A 19,448-nucleotide genomic window follows, 5' to 3' on the forward strand; every position below is an offset into this window, starting at 1 on the left:
CGACGAGCGTGAGGACCTGGAGGCCGCCCGGGTAGCCGTTGACCGTGAGGTCGCCGGGGAACTCGGTGGTGTAGGTCCAGGCGAGGAACGTGCTCGCGGTGGTGGCGAGGCCGCCGGCCGCGACGATCCAGTGGAGGAGGCCGGGGCCCTTGGAGTCCGCCGGAGAGGGGGCGGCGGCGATGTCCGGGGTCTCGGGCGTCTCGGGGGTCTTGGTGTCGGTTGTCATCGCGATCACGCCCTGTCCGCGGTGCGCTGTCCGAGGAGACCTTGTGGTCGGAACAGCAGGACGAGGATGAGGAGGGAGAAGACCCAGATGTCCTTCCAGGCGCCGCCGCCGAACTGGTCCATCCCGGGGATGTGCTCGACGTAGGCGATGGAGAGGGTCTCGGCGACACCGAGGACGACGCCGCCGATCATGGCGCCGTAGATGTTGCCGATGCCGCCGAGGACGGCTGCCGTGAAGGCCTTGAGGCCGAGCAGGAAGCCCATCTCGAAGCGGATCTGGCCCTTGTCGAGGCCCTCGGCGACCGCTGCGACCGCGGCGAACGCGGCGCCGATGGCGAAGGCCATCACGATGATGCGGTCCGTGTTGATGCCCATCAGCTTCGCGGTGTCCGGGTCCTGTGCGGTGGCCTGCATGGCGCGGCCGCTGCGGCTCTTGGAGACGAAGAGGCCGAGGGCGAGCATGCACAGGGGGGCGGCGACGAGGACGAACGCGTCGGCGCGGGAGATCGCCAGGCCGTCGAAGAGCTGGAAGCTTCCGCCCTTGAACTCGGGGAAGGTGACCTTGCTCTTGGCTCCGGGGTAGAAGCCCCAGATGAGCTGCTGGAGCACGATCGACAGACCGATGGCCGTGATCAGCGGGGCGAGCCGTGGCGCGCCGCGCAGGGGACGGTAGGCGAAGCGTTCGGCGGCGGTGGCGACGGCCACGGAGACCACCGCGCCGCCTATGAGCATCACGGGGATGGCGATCGCGAGGGACGTGCCCGCAGGCAGGATCGTGTATGCCGTGAGGGCGCCGAAGCCCCCGATCATGAAGATCTCGCCGTGGGCGAAGTTGATGAGCTGGACGATGCCGTAGACCATCGTGTAACCGATGGCGATGAGCCCGTAGAGGGCTCCGAGGGCAAGGCCGTCGGCCAGCTGTTGCGGCAGTTCGTTCACCGCAGGGCCTCCGATGAGCGTGTCGGATATGAGTCCGCGCGAGGGCGCTGTTTGCGCCCTCGCGCGGCTTGGATCAAGTGGTGCGGGGCAGTGCTGTGGTGGGTCAGTCCTCGAAGGTCGCGGACTTCACGTCGGCCCAGGCGCCGTTCTTGACCTGGTAGACGGTGAGCTGCTTGTTCGTGGTGTCGCCGTACTCGTCGAAGGAGACCTTGCCGGTCACGCCCTCGAAGGAGACCTTGGCCATGGCCTCGGTGACCTTGGCGCGGGCGTCGGCGGGAACCTTGCCGTTGTTGGCGGCGACGACGGACTTGACGGCCTGGATGATGGACCAGGCGGCGTCGTAGGAGTAGCCGCCGTAGGCCGCGTACGGGTCCTTGAAGCCGGCCGCCTGGTAGTCGGCGATGAACTTCTTGGCGGTCGGGAGCTTCTCGACCGGGTAGCCGACGGAGGTCGCGAGGTCACCGTCGTTGGCCTCGCCGGAGGCCTTGATGAACTCGGGGTCGTAGATGCCGTCGCCGCCCATGGTGGGGATCTTGGCGCCGGCCTTCTTGACCTGGTCGGAGAGCAGGCCGCCCTCGGGGTACTGGCCGCCGAAGTAGACGGAGTCGGCGCCCGAGCCCTTGATCTTGTTGGCGGTGGAGGAGAAGTCGGTCTCCTTCACGGTCACGGAGTCGGTGTCGACGACCGTGCCGCCGAGGCGCTTGAACTCGTCGGAGAAGATCGCGGCGAGGCCGGCGCCGTAGGTCTGCTTGTCGTTGACGACGAAGACCTTGCGCTTCTTGGCGTCGTTGAACAGGTAGTTCGCGGCGAACTTGCCCTGGACGACGTCCGTGGTGGCGGTACGGAAGTACGTCTTGAACGGACGCTTGAACTCGCCCTTGCCCCAGTTGTCGCCCTGGGAGAGGGACGGGTTGGTGTTGGCCGGGGAGACCTGGGTCAGGTTGGCCTTGTCGAAGTCCGCCTGCATGGACTGCGAGACGCCCGAGTTCAGCGGGCCGACGACGCCGAGGACGTCCTTGATGCCGACCAGCTTGGTGGCGTTGGCCTTGCCCGTGGCGGGGGTGGCCTGGTCGTCGAGGGCCTCGATCTTGAACGTGACGCCCGGGACCTCGTTGTTCTTGTTGGCGGTCTGGACCGCCAGGTCCACGGAGTTCTTGATGCCCTGGCCCAGCGCCGAGAGGGAGCCGGTCAGCGGCGCGTCGACGCCGATGACGACGGTGGTGCCGCCCTTGGAGTTGTCGCTGCCACCCTTGTCGTCGCGCGAACCGCAGGCGGTGAGGGTGAGTGCTCCCGTGGTGATCACGGTGGTCAGTACGAGCAACGAACGGTTGCGCACGATGAGTCCTTTCCCTGGCGCGGCCCCCTCGAGCTGAGGCGGTGCCGTGTAGCTGGGTAGCTAGAGGTGCCGTATTTCAACGCCGGGCCGTACGGGGGTTTGGAACTGGGCCGTTGCGGTGATGCGCCCGGCGGCGCGGTGACTGGCCGTGACTCTAGGCGCAGGTGGCGAAGTCGGGGGAGCGCCCAGGTCAGGATGTGACTGTCTTGTTATGCCGACGGGGAGAGACGGTGCTCAGGGGGTGGGCAAACTGGGGTATAGCGGACGGTTGCCGGGTGTTCACATGCTGAGAACGCCCAGTTCCGTTAAGGGGCTTGAGCGGATCTTGCTCCTGACTAGGGCCCAGGGGGCGTGTCCGGATATCGGACACGCGCCCGAGTGTCACCGGACGGAGTGGTGAGCGGCACTATCCGATACGCGCGGCCGCCCGAATCCGCGAATGTCACTCAGTGTCACGAGGGGTGGGTCGGTGTCGGTGTGATCGGCGTCGGTGTCAGTGCGGTCGGAGAGGCCGTGCCGCTCGGGGGTCTCCAGTTGTCGGAGCTTCCGGTCGCGCCGTTCGCGGCCGCGCAGCGCCGGCGGGACTCCCGGTCGGCGAAGGTCAGCGCGGCCGGTCGCCCTTCGGTGCGCTCCTTCGCGCGGGCCGCCGCCAGAACCTCGTCGTGGACCGCCAACTGCTCGTTCGACAGCCCCTTCTGCTCCCAGTCGAGCCCGGCCCACTTGCTGCCGTTCAGGGCCTCTTTCACCCAGTACGCGACGAGGCCGGTGCAGATGTCCGCGGCGGTGGTGACGTGGGGCGTGGGCTGAGGGGAGGACTCTCCGCCGTCGCCGTTGCCGCCTTTGTCGGCGTCTGTGCAGGCGGGCAAGGCGCCCAGAACGCAGACGGCCAGGGCCGCGCGCAGGGCGGTCCTGGCCGAGGTGCGCGGCGGGAGCCCCATGAGGGGAACGCTAGGCGCTCCCCTCATGGATGCACAACCGGCCCGCCGGTTACGGAAGTTGTACGAACGGCTTGAGGAAGTCGCGGGCTCCCGGGGTGTCGAGCCGGTAGACGACATTGGTGGCGTAGCAGGGCGTATCGCCGGTGATCGTGGTCGCGACCAGGGTGAGCTTCCCGCCCAGCGTGGCGAAGTTCGGGCCGCCCGAATCGCCGTAGCAGGCACCGCCGTTGCCCTGCGGCGCGGTCATGGCCAGCCGTATCCAGGCGTCGTTCAGCGCGTCGAATCCGACCGGCGCCTTCATCCGGACGCCGCCGCCCGGGTGGGTGTGGCCGCCGGGGCCGCGGCGCGCCTCCTGGGTGCCGTAACCGGCGACGAGGAAGTCGGTGTCGTTCAGCCCCTGCGGGCCGAGCGCGCCGAGCGCCCCGGCCTTGGGCAGAGTGGCCGGGGTGAAGGACCAGCGGGCCTTCACCTTCGCGGCGGGCAGCTCGATCACCGAGATGTCGTGGGTGTCGGAGGCCGGGCCGGGGTAGGCCGGGTGGCTGTGCGCGGCGCCCTCGACGGCGACGGCGCGGGCCACGGCGGCGGGGTCGCCGGGGTGCGCGGCGGCCGCCCGGTCGAGGCCGCTCTGCACGTCCTGGTCGAGGGAGACGTAGAACTTCACGTTCGCCGGCCAGTCGGTGGTGCAGTGCGCGGCGGTCAGGAAGGTGTCCGCGTCGATCATGGTGCCGGAGCAGACCCAGTCGACCCGGTCGGGCGTTGCGGGGTCGTCGTCGTTGTCCCAGGTGGCGACGAGTGCGCCGACCTCGGTGCGCTCGGGCGCGGGTGTCGCGTTGTACGAGTTGATCGCTGCGGACGGGATCGCGGTGGCGAGGACGGCAGCGCAGGCCGCGGCGGTGACAGCGGTGGCTGCGGCGGTGGCACGTCGTACGGCGGTCAAAGGGGAACCCCTCGGTGTGTGGGTGGGTCGGGCGTTCTCCTGCGGGGGGAGGGCGCCAGTGAAGCCGCTGAGGGGCGGTGAGGGCAAGGGGGCGCGGGGGTACGGGAGTTGGGGTGGAGCGGGTTCCGCTTACGGTCCTGAGGCGGGTGAGGCCGACGTGCGCACCCGGCGTCGGCCGGACAGTACGACGCCCCCGGTCGTCACCGTGGGTGACGTCCCGGGGGCGGGTGCGACCGTGAAGCGGTCAGGCGGTCAGGTGGTCAGGCCGAGGCGCCGGGGATGTTCTCCGCGTCCTTGGCGGTCACCTCGCGCAGCATGCAGGTGAGCCGGGCCGTGCAGACCCGCTTGCCCGCCTCGTCCGTGATCACGATCTCGTACGTGGCGGTGGAGCGGCCGCGGTGCACGGGCGTGGCGACGCCGGTGACCAGGCCGCTGCGGGCCCCGCGGTGGTGGGTGCAGTTCAGGTCCACGCCCACGGCGATCTTGGAGACCCCGCCGTGCAGCATGGAGCCGACCGAGCCCAGGGTCTCGGCGAGCACGGCGGACGCGCCGCCGTGCAGCAGACCGTACGGCTGGGTGTTGCCCTCGACCGGCATCGTGCCGACGACCTTCTCCGCCGAGGCCTCGACGATCTGCACGCCCATCCGGTTGCCGAGGTGCCCGGCCGAGAAGAGGGCGGGGAGATCGACGCCGAGCGCGGCGTACTCGTCGATGACCTCTTGCGGGAACTTCACAGTCGTCTGCTCACCCATGGGCCCGGCTCCGTTCGTCTTCGTACGGCGTCGTACGTCGTGTCTGTGCGCGTCTCTGTCCGGCGCAACGCCTGAGCAAACGCTTAGGCGGACCGTGATTGTTCCAGACGGACGATGACGGACTTGCTGGCGGGGGTGTTGCTGACGTCCGCCGTGGAATCCAGCGGCACCAGTACGTTCGTCTCCGGGTAGTACGCGGCCGCGCAGCCCCGGGCCGTCGGGTAGTGCACGACCCGGAAACCGGGGGCCCGGCGCTCGACGCCGTCCGTCCACTCGCTCACCAGGTCCGTGTACGCCCCGTCCGCGAGGCCGAGCGCCGCCGCGTCCTCAGGGTTCACCAGGACCACCCGGCGGCCGCCCTTGATGCCGCGGTAGCGGTCGTCCAGACCGTAGATCGTGGTGTTGTACTGGTCGTGCGAGCGCAGGGTCTGGAGCAGCAGCCGGCCCTCCGGGAGCCGCGGGTACTCGACGGGCGCGGCGGTGAAGTTGGCTTTGCCGGTGGAGGTGGGGAAGCGGCGCTCGTCGCGCGGGGCGTGCGGGAGCGCGAAGCCGCCCGGGTCGGCCGCGAGCCGCGCGTTGAAGTCCTCGAAGCCCGGCACCACGCGGGCGATGCGGTCGCGGATCGTCGCGTAGTCCTTCTCGAACTCCTCCCACGGCGTCGCCGAGCCGTCCCCGAGGGTGGCCCGGGCCATCCGGGCCACGATCGCCGGCTCGGACAGCAGGTGCGGGCTTGCGGGCGGCAGATTGCCGCGCGAGGCGTGCACCAGGCTCATCGAGTCCTCGACCGTCACGAACTGCCGGCCGCTCTTCTGCACGTCCTTGTCGGTGCGGCCGAGCGTCGGCAGGATCAGCGCGCGGGCCCCGGTGACCGCGTGCGAGCGGTTCAGCTTCGTCGACACGTGGACGGTGAGCCGGGCGCGGCGCATCGCCGCCTCCGTGACCTCGGTGTCCGGCGTCGCGCCGACGAAATTGCCGCCCATCGCGAAGAACACCTTCGCCTCGCCGTCGCGCAGCGCCTGGATGGAGCGGACCACGTCGAAGCCGTGATGCCGGGGCGAGACGATGCCGAACTCCTTGTCCAGCGCGTCGAGGAACGCGGGCGCGGGCCGCTCGAAGATCCCCATCGTGCGGTCGCCCTGCACGTTGGAGTGGCCGCGCACCGGGCACACGCCCGCGCCCGGCCGGCCGATGTTGCCGCGCAGCAGCAGGAAGTTCACCACCTCGCGGATCGTCGGCACGGAGTGCTTGTGCTGGGTCAGGCCCATCGCCCAGCAGACGATCGTCCGCTCGGAGGCGAGCACCATCTCCAGGGCGCGCTCGATCTCGGCGCGCGTCAGCCCGGTCGCGGCCAGGGTCTCGTCCCAGTCGGCGGCCCGCGCGGCCGCGACGAACTCCTCGTACCCGTGGGTGTGCGCGCCGACGAACTCCTCGTCCACCGCGCCGTCCGTCTCGAGGATCAGCTTGTTGAGCAGCCGGAACAGGGCCTGGTCGCCGCCGATGCGGATCTGCAGGAAGAGATCGGTGAGCGTCGCGCCCTTGAGCATGCCCACCGGAGTCTGCGGGTTCTTGAACCGCTCCAGACCGGCCTCCGGCAGCGGGTTCACCGAGATGATCCGCGCGCCGGCGGCCTTCGCCTTCTCCAGCGCCGAGAGCATCCGCGGGTGGTTCGTGCCCGGGTTCTGCCCGGCCACGACGATCAGGTCCGCGCGGTGCAGGTCCTCCAGGGAGACGCTGCCCTTGCCGATGCCGATCGTCTGGGTCAGCGCCGAGCCCGACGACTCGTGGCACATGTTGGAGCAGTCCGGCAGGTTGTTGGTGCCGAACTCGCGGGCGAAGAGCTGGAGCAGGAACGCCGCCTCGTTGCTGGTGCGGCCCGAGGTGTAGAAGAGCGCCTCGTCGGGGGAGGTGAGGGCGCGCAGCTCCTCGGCGATGATCGAGAACGCCCGCTCCCAGGTCACCGCCTCGTACCGGTCCGCGCCCTCGGGCAGGTACATGGGCTGAGTGATCCGGCCCTGCTGGCCGAGCCAGTAGCCGCTGCGGGCGGCCAGGTCCGGGAGGGGGTGGGCGGCGAAGAAGTCGGGGGTGACCCGGCGCAGCGTCGCCTCCTCGGCGACGGCCTTCGCCCCGTTCTCGCAGAACTCCGCCACATGCCGCTTGTCCTCCTCCGGCCAGGCGCAGCCGGGGCAGTCGAAGCCGTCCTTCTGGTTGACCTTGAGCAGGGTCTGCGCGGTGCGGCGCACGCCCATCTGCTGCTGCGCGATCCGGAGCGTGTGCCCGATGGCGGGCAGGCCGGCGGCTGCGTGCTGGGGCGCGGCGACCTGCGGCGCGTCCTGGACGGGGTCGCCTGCGGGCGGCTTGCTGACCATCGCGCTCTCCCTTGAGCGGTCGACCTGTGGGTACGTCTCCGATCCTGTCACGCGCCGCCGACAACGAGGGCCCCGGTGGTCCGGCGATCGGGATTGTCAGTGGGCCGTGGGAGGATCCTTCCGTGGCCGAGACAGCATCGAAGAAGACCGAGAAGACCGAAGAGACCCGCCCGCGCCTGCTCCTCATGGACGGGCACTCCCTGGCGTACCGGGCGTTCTTCGCACTGCCCGCGGAGAACTTCACGACCGCGATGGGGCAGCCGACGAACGCCGTGTACGGGTTCGCCTCGATGCTGGCGAACACGCTGCGCGACGAGGCGCCCACCCACTTCGCGGTCGCGTTCGATGTGTCCCGCAAGACGTGGCGCTCGACGGAGTTCCCCGAGTACAAGGCGAACCGCTCGAAGACCCCCGACGAGTTCAAGGGGCAGGTCGAGCTGATCGGCGAGCTCCTCGACGCCATGCACGCGCCCCGCTTCGCCGTCGACGGCTTCGAGGCCGACGACGTCATTGCGACGCTCGCCACCCAGGCCGAGGCCGCGGGCTTCGAGGTCCTGATCGTCACCGGCGACCGCGACTCGTTCCAGCTGATCACGGACCACGTGACGGTGCTGTACCCGACCAAGGGCGTCTCCGAGCTGACCCGGTTCACCCCGGAGAAGGTCGAGGAGAAGTACGGGCTCACCCCGCAGCAGTACCCCGACTTCGCGGCGCTGCGCGGCGATCCGTCGGACAACCTGCCCGGCATCCCCGGCGTCGGCGAGAAGACCGCGGCGAAGTGGATCAACCAGTTCGGGTCGTTCGCGGAGCTGGTCGAGCGGGCCGAGGAGGTCAAGGGCAAGGCCGGGCAGAACCTCCGGGAGCACCTGGAGGCGGTCAAGCTCAACCGCGTCCTGACCGAGATGGTCCGGGACGTGGAGCTGGCCAAGACCGTGCAGGACCTGGAGCGCGCCCCGTACGACCGCACGGCCGTCGCGCTGGTCCTCGACACGCTGGAGATCCGCAACCCCTCGCTGCGCGAGCGGCTGCTCGCCGTCGACCCGGGCGCGGCCGAGGAGGCCGCCCCCGCGCCGGCCGCCGGCCTGGACCTCGACTTCACCGTCCTCGGCTCCGGCGAGCTGGCGCCCTGGCTGGCCGAGCACGGCACGCAGCCGCTCGGCGTGGCCACCGTGGACAGCTGGGCGCTGGGCACGGGCAGCGTGAGCGAGGTCGCCCTCGCCTCGGGCACGGGCGCGGCCGGGTGGTTCGACCCGAGCGAGCTCGACGAGGCCGACGAGCGGGCCTTCGCCGCGTGGATCTCCGACCCGGAGCGGCCCAAGGTCCTGCACAACGCCAAGGGCGCGATGCGGGTGTTCCCCGAGCACGGCTGGTCGGTCGCCGGCGTGAGCATGGACACCGCGCTCGCCGCGTACCTGGTCAAGCCCGGCCGCCGCTCCTTCGCGCTGGACGCGCTGTCCGTCGAGTACCTGGGCCGCGAGCTGGCCCCGGCGGCCGCGGCGGACGGGCAGCTCGCCTTCGGCGCGGACGACACCGCCGAGGCGGAGGCCCTGATGTCGCAGGCCAGGGCCATCCTGGACCTCGGCGCCGCGTTCGAGGAGAAGCTCGGCGAGGTCGGCGCGCGGGAGCTGCTGCACGAGGTCGAACTGCCGACCTCGGCGCTTCTCGCCCGCCTGGAGCGGCACGGCATCGCATCCGACCGGGACCACCTGGAGGCGATGGAGCAGCAGTTCGCGGGCGCGGTGCAGCAGGCGGTGAAGGAGGCCCACGCCTCGGTGGGGCACGAGTTCAACCTCGGTTCGCCGAAGCAGCTGCAGGAGGTGTTCTTCGGCGAGCTGAACCTGCCGAAGACGAAGAAGACCAAGACCGGCTACACGACGGACGCGGACGCGCTGGCGTGGCTGGCCGGGCAGACCGAGCACGAACTCCCGGTGATCATGCTCCGCCACCGCGAGCAGGCGCGCCTGCGCTCCACGGTCGAGGGCCTGATCAAGACGATCGCGGCGGACGGCCGGATCCACACGACCTTCAGCCAGACGGTCGCCGCGACCGGCCGGCTGTCGTCGACCGACCCGAACCTGCAGAACGTGCCGGTGCGGACGGACGAGGGCCGCGCGATCCGGCACGGCTTCGTGGTCGGCGAGGGCTTCGAGGCCCTGATGACGGCGGACTACAGCCAGATCGAACTGCGGGTCATGGCCCACCTGTCGGAGGACGAGGGCCTGATCGAGGCGTTCAGTTCCGGCGAGGACCTGCACACCACGGTCGCCTCGCAGGTCTTCGGCGTCGAGCGGTCGGCCGTCGACGCGGAGATGCGCCGCAAGATCAAGGCGATGTCGTACGGCCTGGCGTACGGCCTCTCGGCCTTCGGCCTCTCGCAGCAGCTGAACATCGAGGCGGGCGAGGCACGGGCCCTGATGGACACGTACTTCGAGCGGTTCGGCGGGGTACGGGAGTACCTGCGCCGGGTCGTCGACGAGGCGCGGGCGACGGGCTACACGGAGACGATGCTGGGCCGTCGCCGCTACCTCCCGGATCTCAACAGCGACAACCGCCAGCGCCGCGAGGCAGCGGAGCGGATGGCGCTGAACGCGCCGATCCAGGGTACGGCGGCGGACATCGTGAAGGTCGCGATGCTGAACGTGGACCGCGCGCTGACGGCGGCGGGTCTGTCGTCCCGGATGCTCCTCCAGGTCCACGACGAAATCGTCCTCGAACTCGCCCCCGGCGAGCGCGAGCAGGTCGAATCCCTTCTCCGGCAGGAGATGTCCAGCGCGGTGACCCTCCGCGCTCCCCTGGACGTCTCGGTGGGCGTGGGCCCGAACTGGGACTCGGCGGCCCACTGACAGGCACGGTCCGGCTGCCCGAGGAGGCAGCCGGACCGGTCACACGCCGGGGCCGACCTTCGTCGGCTCGGGGTGCGTCGACGGGGGCGCGTCGGGGGCCGGGCCGCCGGTGCGGTGCCAGTGGAGGCGGGCGGCCGCACCGTACAGAGCCAGGCCCGCCGCCAAGCCCGCGCCCGCGCCGAAGCACGCCGTCGGGATGATGTCGAGCGGGGTCTCGATCCGGCCCCAGTACGCGTACCAGCGCACGCAGCGGTGCACGACGCCCACCAGCACGCACCCGCCGAGCAGCCCCCACGCCGCCCACCGCCCCCGGCGGCTGAGCACCGGGACGTCCGAGACCGCGCGCGGCGTCCGGCGCAGGCCCGTGCCGACGAACCAGGCCAGGACCGTGAGCGCCACCGCCGAACCCCCGTACTGCAGGTACAAGTACACGGGGAACCCGGCCACCACGTCCCCCAGCACCGGGATCGCCCGCGTCCCCCACCGGTCCAGATGCGTGAACGAGTCCCACACCACGTGCGTCGTCGCGCCGATCACCGCCGAGACCACGAACCACCCCGCCGACCTGAGCAGTCCGGCGTCCGCGCGCTGCCCCCGTACGAAGCCGAGCACCCGCCCCCGCCACCGCTCCGGCAGCAGCGCTGCCAGCGGCTCTCGGATCATCAGCCACAGGCCCACGAGCGCCGCCGTGATCGCCACGTCGACCGTGACGACCCCCCACGCCGCGTGCGTGACGTCGCCGAAGGGCATCGCCTCCGGGAACACGCTCGCCGCGTAGTACGTCATGTCCGGTGCGAACGACCCGGCGACGAGCGCCGACGGCAGCAAGGGCCCGCGCCCCGATCCGTCCCTGCGGATCCCCGGCAGGACGGCCGCGGCATGGCTGAGCGTGAACGGCATAGGTGAGTCCCCCTTTTGTCCGGTCCGGGCGGTCCCCGGCGGCGACGCCCAGTATGCGCGACCACCGACTCCGGATAGCGGGCGTACGCAAGGTGACGAAACCATGAAAAGCGGTCAGGTCCCGGTGTTCCAGGATGCGTAGGTGCCGTAGGGTCGCCTGAGTCCACGCGCGGGGAGCGCGAGTCGACGGGGAGGGACCCATACGTATGGCAGCGCAATTCAGCCGCCGGCTCCGCAAGGGCGCGACGAACACGGCGATCGCCGCCGCCGCGGTGGCCGCACTCTCCGCCTCGCAGGGGCCCGGCGTGATCCCGCCGCCGGCCGACACCGCGAGCGGGGACACCTCCCTCGGCTCCGCCGACGACCCCACCCCGGACGGCTCCGCCACCGGCGACTCCCCGTACTACACCGATCTGCCGCCGCTCAACACGCCCAACAAGCCCGGCACTTCCATAGACCTGCCGATCGTGACCGGCCCCGCCGAGGCGGGCATACCCGCGACCGTGCTCGCCGCCTACAAGCGGGCCGAGGCCTCGCTGCGCGCGAGCGACCCGAGTTGCAACCTCCCCTGGCAGATCCTGGCCGGCATCGGCAAGGTCGAGTCCGGCCAGGCGCGCGGCGGCCGCGTGGACGCCAACGGCACGACCCTGTCGCCGATCCTGGGCCCCGTCCTCAACGGCGTCGGCTTCGCGAACATCTCGGACACCGACGACGGCGCGTACGACAGCGACGCGACGCACGACCGGGCCGTCGGCCCGATGCAGTTCATCCCCTCCACCTGGGCGACCTGGGGCCGCGACGCCAACGGCGACGGCCGCAAGGACCCGAACAACATCTACGACGCCGCCCAGGCCGCCGGTCTCTATCTCTGCGCCAACGACCGCGACCTCGCGGTCAAGGCGGACCTCGACCGCGCGATCCTCAGCTACAACCGCTCGACGGAGTACCTGCACACGGTGCTCTCCTGGTTCGAGTACTACAAGCGCGGCTCCCATCAGGTCCCGGACGGCATGGGCGTGCAGCCGGGCGACCGCAGCGACACCCCGGACCGGCCGCTCCCGACGCCGACGCCCACGCCGACCCCCACGCCCACCCCGACGCCGGGCGGGACGAAGCCGCCGGCCCCCAAGCCGACTCCGAAGCCCACCCCGCCGGCCACCCCGTCGCCCTCGCCGTCCGTGGTCCGCATCAAGGACAACGGCACCGGCAGGCTGGCCGCGACCGCCGGCACGCTGTTCGCCGACCGCGCCTCGGTCGTCGCGCTGGACTCCGCGGGCAAGCCGGTCGCCGGCGTCTCCCTGAAGTTCGAGCTCGTCGGCGACACCGACGCCCGCTTCACCGGCGGCGCGGCCTCCGCGACCCTGCGCACCGCGACGAACGGCGTCGCCGTCGCGCCGGGCATCCGGGCCGGCGAGAAGACCGGCGTGTTCACCGTCAAGGTCACGGTCGTCGGCCGCAGCCTCACCGCCGTCCAGTACGAGGCCACCGTCACCGCCCGCAGCGCCGACGCGCTCGCCCGCACCGGCGACAAGGAGCTCACTGCCGTCGCCGGCGCCGAGTTCGCCGAGCCGCTCCAGGTCAAGGCCACCCTCGACGGTGCCGTCGCCTCCGGCGTCGCCCTCACCGCCACCATGATCACCTCGGTGGAGGACCCCAAGGCCAACGACCGCGGCCCGTACTTCAAGGACGCCGAGGGCAAGCCGATCCGCACCCTCGCGGAGCTGAAGACCGACGCGAATGGCCTGCTCACGCTGCCGAAGATCTACGCCGACGGCGAGACCGGCACCTTCCTGCTGCGCCTGACCGCCACCGGCGGCGCGACCCTGACCATCGAGCTCAAGGTCACCGCCCCGGCCCCGGCGCCGACCGGGACCCCGTCTCCCACCCCGGAGCCGTAGACCACCCTCTGATCCGGGACTCCCACCACCTCCCTCCCGTTTCCCACGCGCCCCTTCGTCCGCACCGGACGGAGGGGCGCAACGTGTTCTCATCTCGCGGCCGCGTTGCTACGGTGCCCCAGCCCAGCTGACGCCGCATCAGATCGAGCACCGGGAGGCCGACTTGCGCGCCCTCGTAGCCGCCGCCATCGGACTGGCTCCTGTCCTCCTCTTCGTCCTGCTCGTCGCGGTGGTGGAGCTGCCGCCCGAGGGCCCGACCTCGCCCAGGCCCATGCTGACCGCCGACCCCGGCCCCAAGAAGTAGAGGGAGCCGCCATGCGCCGCCGCGCGAGCCTCGTCCTCCTCGCCTTCGCCGTCTTCTTCGCCGCGATGGCCCCCACCCTGCGCTGGTACGCCTTCCCGAACCTCGCCAAGATCCCCTCGAACCAGTACCAGGAGGCGGTCCTGGAGGCGAAGCCCGCCGTCCTGCTCAACTACTCGACGCTCACCGCCGAGAAGGTCGACAAGATCACGATCATCCAGACCCTCAAGGGCAACGTCGAGGAGTCCCGGCGGATCGAGCGTGACGCCGGCCGCGACGTCGTCGTCTGGGACGCCCTGTCCTACGTCACCGGCCCAGACGGCAAGATGGTCTCCCAGATCCCCGAGCGGTACATCTTCGACGCCCACACCCAGGACCCCGTCAACGCCACCGGCGAAATGGTCGACGGCGACGCGGTCCGCCGCGAGGGCATCGAGTTCAAGTGGCCCTTCCTCACCGAGAAGCGGGACTACCAGTACTTCGACGCCCAGACCCGCACCTCCGCCCCCATCCACTACAAGGGCACCCGCACCTTCCGCGGCCTGGAGGTCTACTACTTCGAGCAGACCATCCCGTGGACCAAGGTCCCCATGCCGAAGAAGATGCCGGTCGAGGGCGTCACCCCCGAGATCGTGAACAGCACCGGCATGACCCGCTGGTACTCCACCAAGCGCATGTTCTGGATCGAGCCGGTCACCGGCGCCCCCGTCAACGGAGAGGAGATCCACCAGGAGGAGATGCGCGACGCCAAGAAGATGCTGGGCAAGGACAAGGTGACCGCGTTCTCCGGCCACGTGAAGATGCGCGAGGACTACATCGTCTCCACCGTCGAGCTGGTCGAGTCCAACCGTCTGATCGTGCTCATGCTGGTCTCCTATCTGCCCTGGAGCTTCACCGTCCTGGCCGTGCTCCTGCTCGCCCTGGCCCTCTGGCTGGAAGCCAGGGCCCGCCGTCCCCGCGGCCTCACTCCCGTCTGAGTCGCGCGTTGGTGTGCCGGGTCGCAGGCGCCGCCGTCGGGTCCTCCGGCCACGGGTGTTTGGGATAGCGCCCGCGCAGCTCCGCCCGCACCGCGCGGTAGCCGTCCCGCCAGAACGACGCCAGGTCGGCGGTCACCGCCGCCGGCCGGCCGGCGGGGGAGAGCAGGTGCACCAGCACCGGCACCCCCGCTGCCTTCGGCGTCTCGGTCAGCCCGAACATCTCCTGCAGTTTCACCGCGAGGACCGGCCGCTCGCCCGCGTAGTCCACGCGTATCCGCGAGCCGCTCGGCACCTCGATCCGCTCCGGCGCCAGCTCGTCCAGCCGGGTCGCCTCGCCCGTCGCCCACGGCAGCAGCCGGCGCAGCGCCTCACCCGCCGCGATTCGCCCCAGATGCGCCCGCCGCCGCGCCCGGGACAGCTCCGGCTCCAGCCAGTCGTCGACCCGCGCGAGCAGCGCCGCGTCCGACACGTCCGGCCACGCGCCGCCCATCTGGCGGTGCAGGAACGCCAGCCGCTCCCGCAGTTCCGTCGCCTCCCGGCTCCACGCCAGCAGCCCCAGCCCCTCGCGCTCCAACCCCTCGAGGAGGGCCTGCCGTACGAGACCGGGGTCCGCGTCGTCCCGCAGCGGCCGCACCGCCAGCTCCACGGCCCCCAGCCGCTCCACGGACCGGGCGACCACGTCCCCGGCCTCCCAGTGCACCTCCTCGCCCGAGGCCAGCAGATGCCCCGCCGCCGCACGCGCCGCCGCCTCGTCGACCACCGCCGCCAGCCGCACCCGGGCCGTCGTGCTGCGGGCTGTCCGGTCCGCCACAGCGACGGCCAGCCAGGGAGCGTCGCGCAGCCGCGACGCATCGGCGAGCTCTGCCCCACCTCCCGACACCATCAGGAAGCCACCCTGCTCCCGAGCCCTGGCCACCCGCTCCGGAAACGCCAACGCCGTCACCAGCCCCACGGCCGCGTCGTCGCTACGGCCGGTACCTGGCGTCCTGGCGCCGCCCGTACCGCTTCCTCCGCCCGCCTCGCCCACCGACCGCTCCAGCCGCCGCGCCTCCGCCCTCCAACGGGCCCCGTACCCGTCGCCGCCGCGTCGGGCCTCTCGCCAGGCCGCGGCCAGGTCGTCCCCGTACTCCCTCGGCGGCTCCTCGCTCAGCAGCGCCACCACCTCGGCCGCGCGCCGCGCCCCGACCTCGGGGGCGCTGTCCAGCAGGGCTCGGGCCAGCCGGGGGTGGAGCCCGAGGCGGGACATCCGTACGCCGCGCTTCGTCGCCCGCCCCTCCGCGTCCACCGCGCCGATCGCCGTCAGCACGGAACGGGCCGCCGCCATCGCCCCGGCCGGCGGCGCGTCCAGGAGCGCGAGGCCGGTCGCCGTCGGATCGCCCCAGCAGGCGGCCCGCAACGCGAAGTCCGCCAGGTCCGCGAGCTTGATCTCGGGGGAGGGGAAGCGCGCCCGCGCCCCGTCCGTCATCTCCGACCAGCACCGGTACACGACGCCGGCCGCTTCGCGCCCCGACCGTCCCGCGCGCTGCGTCGCCGCCGCGATCGACACCGGCACCGTCGCCAGCGAGCCCAGGCCCCGCGCGTGGTCCATGCGCGGCTCCCGCGCGAGCCCCGAGTCCACCACGATCCGCACCCCGGGCACCGTCAGGCTGGACTCGGCCACCGACGTCGACAGGACGACCCGCCGACGGCCGCCCGGCCCCGCCCCGCTCAGCACCGCGTCCTGCACCGCCGCGGGCGCGCGGCCGTGCAGCTGGAGCACCTCGGCGTCGACGTCGGCGAGCAGCCCCGCCGTCCGCGCGATCTCGCCCGTGCCGGGCAGGAAGCAGAGCACGTCCCCCTCGGACCGCTGCATCGCCTCCCGGACCGTGGCGGCGACATGGCGCAGCAGCGCAGGATCCACCCAGGTGCCGTGCGCCGGCCTGATCCCCGCGGGCGGCGCGGCGAACCGGACCAGATAGCCGTGCCCCTCGCCCTTCCCCCACACGATCGGCGCGGGCCCGCTGCCGTCCAGCACCGTGAGCAGCTGCGCCCACGCCTCCGCGTCGCTCGTCGCCGACGCCGCGATCAGCTGCAGCTCCGGCCGCAGCGTCGCCCGCACGTCCACCAGGAAGGCCATCGCCGTGTCCGCGTCCAGATGCCGCTCGTGGCACTCGTCGAGCAGCACCACGTCCACGCCGGCCAGCTCCGGATCGCGCTGCAGCCGCTGCAGCAGGACGCCCGTGGTCACCACCTCGACCCGGGTCGCCGCACCCACCCGCCGCTCACCGCGCACCGAGAAGCCGACGGCCTCGCCGACCTCCTGGCCCAGCAGCCACGCCATCCGCCGTGCCGCTGCCCGCACCGCCATCCTGCGCGGCTCGGCCACCAGCACCCGCCGCCGCGGCCCGTCCCCTATGAGCCCCGCGAGCGCGAGCGGCACCAGCGTGGTCTTGCCGGTGCCGGGAGGCGCGTACAGCACCGCCGTGCCGCGCTCCTCGAGCGCGCTGAGCAGCTCGGGGACGGCATGGCGGACGGGAAGGAGTTCGAGTGCGTCGTTTCGGATCACGCACTCAGTCTCGTACGTCGCCGAGCCGGGCGGATCCGGCTGTCCACAGCCCCCACCCATTAATACGACTAGTCGTCGATGCCGATGCCGATGCCGATGTCGACGCCGATGTCGACGCGATGTCGATTAGTCGTCTAGTCGTCGATCAGTCGTCGATCCGCTCGCAGACGAAGATCGCCGTCCCCGGGATCAGGTTCCCCCGCAGCGGCGACCAGCCACCCCACTCCTGGCTGTTCCATTCCGGCCACTCCGGCTCCACCAGGTCCACAAGACGGAACCCGCCGGCCACCACGTCCCGCACCCGGTCCCCGATCGTCCGGTGGTGCTCGACGTAGACCGCGTGCCCCGTCTCGTCCTGCTCCACGTACGGCGTGCGGTCGAAGTACGACGCGGCGACGCTCAGCCCCTCCGGCCCCGGCTCGTCGGGGAAGGCCCAGCGGATCGGGTGGGTCACCGAGAACACCCAGCGGCCGCCCGGTCGCAGCACCCGGTGCACCTCGCGGAAGACGTTCACCGGCTCCGCGACGAACGGCACCGCGCCGTACGCCGAGCACGCCAGGTCGAAGGAGCCGTCCCGGAACGGCAGCGCCCCCGCGTCCGCCTCCACCAGCGGCACGTCGTCGCCGATCCGCAGCGCGTGCTGGAGCTGCCGGTGGGAGAGGTCGAGGGCCACCGGGCGCGCGCCCTGCGCCGCCAGCCAGCGCGAGCACTGCGCCGCGCCGGCCCCGATCTCCAGGACGTCCCGGCCCTTCAGCGAGTCGGCCGGGCCCAGCAGCGCCGCGTCCGCCTCGTCGAGTCCCTCCGGACCCCAGACGAACCGGTCGTCCCCCAGGAACGCTCCGTGCTCGCTCTGATACTCGTCGGCGTTGCGGTCCCACCAGCCGCGGCTCGCGCGGCTGCTCTCCGCATCCCCCGCGTCACGGCGGGTCGCCTCCGCATCCTCATCCGGTCCGTGGTCTTGGTTCATCTCGCCCGTCGTTGTAGTTTGCGCTCAGTGTCGGCCGTGCCGACTCCCCGGCCGGATGGCCTGGGGAGACACGATTTGTGCCGGGTATGGGGTGAACTGCCCCGGGTGTGCGCTTCGCGCATTGACCGTGTCCGGCTGCCCCCGTATGCTAAAGGTTGCGCTGCGGGCCTGCGCGCCTCAGACGGAGCAGGCCGCGCTCGCACCTGTTGCAGTCCCCTCGGTTCTCGAGGCGCCCCCCGGTTGCCGGGAAGGCGCTTCATTGGCTGTCCGGCTTCTTCAGTGCGATACGGGCTCTCGGCGTAGCAGTACCTACGACTTTCTGTCCGTAACCGGAGCCCTTTCCCACATGACGAGCAGCACCGAGACCACCGCCACCAGCACGACCCCGCAGGTTGCGGTCAACGACATCGGTAACGAGGAAGCCTTCCTCGCCGCGATCGACGAGACGATCAAGTACTTCAACGACGGCGACATCGTCGACGGCGTCATCGTGAAGGTCGACCGGGACGAGGTCCTGCTCGACATCGGTTACAAGACCGAAGGTGTCATCCCGAGCCGCGAGCTCTCGATCAAGCACGACGTCGACCCGAACGAGGTCGTCAAGGTCGGCGACGAGATCGAGGCCCTTGTTCTCCAGAAGGAGGACAAGGAAGGTCGCCTGATCCTCTCGAAGAAGCGCGCCCAGTACGAGCGTGCCTGGGGCACCATCGAGAAGATCAAGGAAGAAGACGGCATCGTCACCGGTACCGTCATCGAGGTCGTCAAGGGTGGTCTCATCCTCGACATCGGCCTCCGCGGCTTCCTCCCGGCCTCGCTGGTCGAGATGCGCCGTGTCCGCGACCTCCAGCCCTACGTGGGCAAGGAGCTCGAGGCGAAGATCATCGAGCTGGACAAGAACCGCAACAACGTGGTCCTGTCCCGCCGCGCCTGGCTCGAGCAGACCCAGTCCGAGGTCCGCCAGACCTTCCTCACGACCCTCCAGAAGGGTCAGGTCCGCTCCGGCGTCGTTTCCTCGATCGTCAACTTCGGTGCCTTCGTGGACCTGGGTGGCGTCGACGGTCTCGTCCACGTCTCCGAGCTGTCCTGGAAGCACATCGACCACCCGTCCGAGGTTGTCGAGGTCGGCCAGGAAGTCACCGTCGAGGTCCTCGACGTCGACATGGACCGCGAGCGTGTCTCCCTGTCGCTGAAGGCGACGCAGGAGGACCCGTGGCAGCAGTTCGCCCGGACCCACCAGATCGGTCAGGTCGTCCCGGGTAAGGTCACCAAGCTGGTTCCGTTCGGTGCGTTCGTCCGCGTGGACGAGGGCATCGAGGGTCTGGTCCACATCTCCGAGCTGGCCGAGCGCCACGTGGAGATCCCGGAGCAGGTCGTCCAGGTCAACGACGAGATCTTCGTCAAGGTCATCGACATCGACCTCGAGCGCCGTCGCATCAGCCTCTCGCTGAAGCAGGCCAACGAGGCCTTCGGTGCCGACCCGGCCTCGGTCGAGTTCGACCCGACCCTGTACGGCATGGCCGCGTC

14 protein-coding genes and 1 pseudogene are annotated in these 19,448 nt (G+C 71.3%); 5 read left to right on the plus strand and 10 right to left on the minus strand.

Annotated features, from left to right (window positions below):
• The 7 genes and pseudogenes from VIU94_RS22400 to VIU94_RS22430 form a co-directional block, all read right to left on the minus strand.
• Positions 1–226: pseudogene (locus tag VIU94_RS22400) on the minus strand (branched-chain amino acid ABC transporter permease); the annotation flags it as partial.
• A gap of 5 nt (positions 227–231) precedes the next feature.
• The gene (locus tag VIU94_RS22405) at positions 232–1,164 is read right to left on the minus strand and encodes a branched-chain amino acid ABC transporter permease (RefSeq protein WP_331913640.1); all 933 of its coding nucleotides are present in this window, start codon (positions 1,162–1,164) and stop codon (positions 232–234) included.
• 103 nt (positions 1,165–1,267) lie between these two features.
• Complete coding sequence (locus tag VIU94_RS22410; RefSeq protein WP_331913641.1) at positions 1,268–2,500, minus strand: branched-chain amino acid ABC transporter substrate-binding protein; 1,233 nt, start codon at positions 2,498–2,500, stop codon at positions 1,268–1,270.
• A 452-nt stretch (positions 2,501–2,952) separates the two neighbouring features.
• A complete protein-coding gene (locus VIU94_RS22415) occupies positions 2,953–3,438 on the minus strand; it encodes a hypothetical protein (protein ID WP_331913642.1) in 486 nt (161 codons plus the stop codon).
• A 49-nt stretch (positions 3,439–3,487) separates the two neighbouring features.
• The gene (locus VIU94_RS22420) at positions 3,488–4,375 is read right to left on the minus strand and encodes a trypsin-like serine protease (RefSeq protein ID WP_331913643.1); all 888 of its coding nucleotides are present in this window, start codon (positions 4,373–4,375) and stop codon (positions 3,488–3,490) included.
• Positions 4,376–4,635: 260 nt separating this feature from the next.
• Positions 4,636–5,127 (minus strand): PaaI family thioesterase, encoded by a 492-nt coding sequence (locus VIU94_RS22425; protein WP_331913644.1) that lies wholly within the window; start codon positions 5,125–5,127, stop codon positions 4,636–4,638.
• Positions 5,128–5,210: 83 nt separating this feature from the next.
• Positions 5,211–7,493 (minus strand): FdhF/YdeP family oxidoreductase, encoded by a 2,283-nt coding sequence (locus VIU94_RS22430; RefSeq protein WP_331913645.1) that lies wholly within the window; start codon positions 7,491–7,493, stop codon positions 5,211–5,213.
• 122 nt (positions 7,494–7,615) lie between these two features.
• On the opposite strand from VIU94_RS22430, the gene polA reads away from it, so the two are divergent.
• Positions 7,616–10,336: a DNA polymerase I gene (gene polA / locus VIU94_RS22435; RefSeq protein WP_331913646.1), complete on the plus strand. Its 2,721-nt coding sequence runs from the start codon at positions 7,616–7,618 to the stop codon at positions 10,334–10,336.
• Between the two features lie 39 nt (positions 10,337–10,375).
• Here the strand turns inward: polA and VIU94_RS22440 are convergent, their stop codons facing one another.
• Positions 10,376–11,236, minus strand: a complete 861-nt coding sequence (locus tag VIU94_RS22440) for a DUF4184 family protein (RefSeq protein ID WP_331913647.1) — start codon at positions 11,234–11,236, stop codon at positions 10,376–10,378.
• Positions 11,237–11,442: 206 nt separating this feature from the next.
• On the opposite strand from VIU94_RS22440, the gene VIU94_RS22445 reads away from it, so the two are divergent.
• The 3 genes from VIU94_RS22445 to pgfA all read left to right on the plus strand — a co-directional run bounded on the left by VIU94_RS22445 (position 11,443) and on the right by pgfA (position 14,412).
• On the plus strand, positions 11,443–13,134 hold the full coding sequence (locus tag VIU94_RS22445; RefSeq protein ID WP_331913648.1) for a lytic transglycosylase domain-containing protein: 1,692 nt from the start codon (positions 11,443–11,445) through the stop codon (positions 13,132–13,134).
• A gap of 163 nt (positions 13,135–13,297) precedes the next feature.
• A complete protein-coding gene (locus tag VIU94_RS22450) occupies positions 13,298–13,438 on the plus strand; it encodes an SPW_0924 family protein (RefSeq protein WP_331913649.1) in 141 nt (46 codons plus the stop codon).
• Between the two features lie 11 nt (positions 13,439–13,449).
• Positions 13,450–14,412 carry a cell envelope lipid trafficking protein PgfA gene (gene pgfA, locus VIU94_RS22455; protein WP_331913650.1) on the plus strand — a complete coding sequence of 321 codons (963 nt, stop codon included), beginning with the start codon at positions 13,450–13,452 and terminating at the stop codon, positions 14,410–14,412.
• Here pgfA and hrpB read toward each other — a convergent pair.
• Both hrpB and VIU94_RS22465 read right to left on the minus strand, forming a co-directional pair.
• The gene (hrpB, locus tag VIU94_RS22460; RefSeq protein ID WP_331913651.1) at positions 14,399–16,957 is read right to left on the minus strand and encodes an ATP-dependent helicase HrpB; all 2,559 of its coding nucleotides are present in this window, start codon (positions 16,955–16,957) and stop codon (positions 14,399–14,401) included. The genes pgfA and hrpB overlap by 14 nt on opposite strands.
• A gap of 145 nt (positions 16,958–17,102) precedes the next feature.
• Entirely contained in the window at positions 17,103–17,924 is an 822-nt protein-coding gene (locus tag VIU94_RS22465; RefSeq protein WP_331913652.1) for a class I SAM-dependent methyltransferase, read from the minus strand.
• Positions 17,925–18,270: 346 nt separating this feature from the next.
• Here VIU94_RS22465 and rpsA point away from each other — a divergent pair.
• Positions 18,271–19,448: 30S ribosomal protein S1 (rpsA, locus tag VIU94_RS22470; protein ID WP_331913653.1), on the plus strand; the 1,178-nt coding region annotated here is incomplete at its 3' end.

This window comes from Streptomyces sp., assembly GCF_036566765.1.
Classification (GTDB): Bacteria; Actinomycetota; Actinomycetes; order Streptomycetales; family Streptomycetaceae; genus Streptomyces.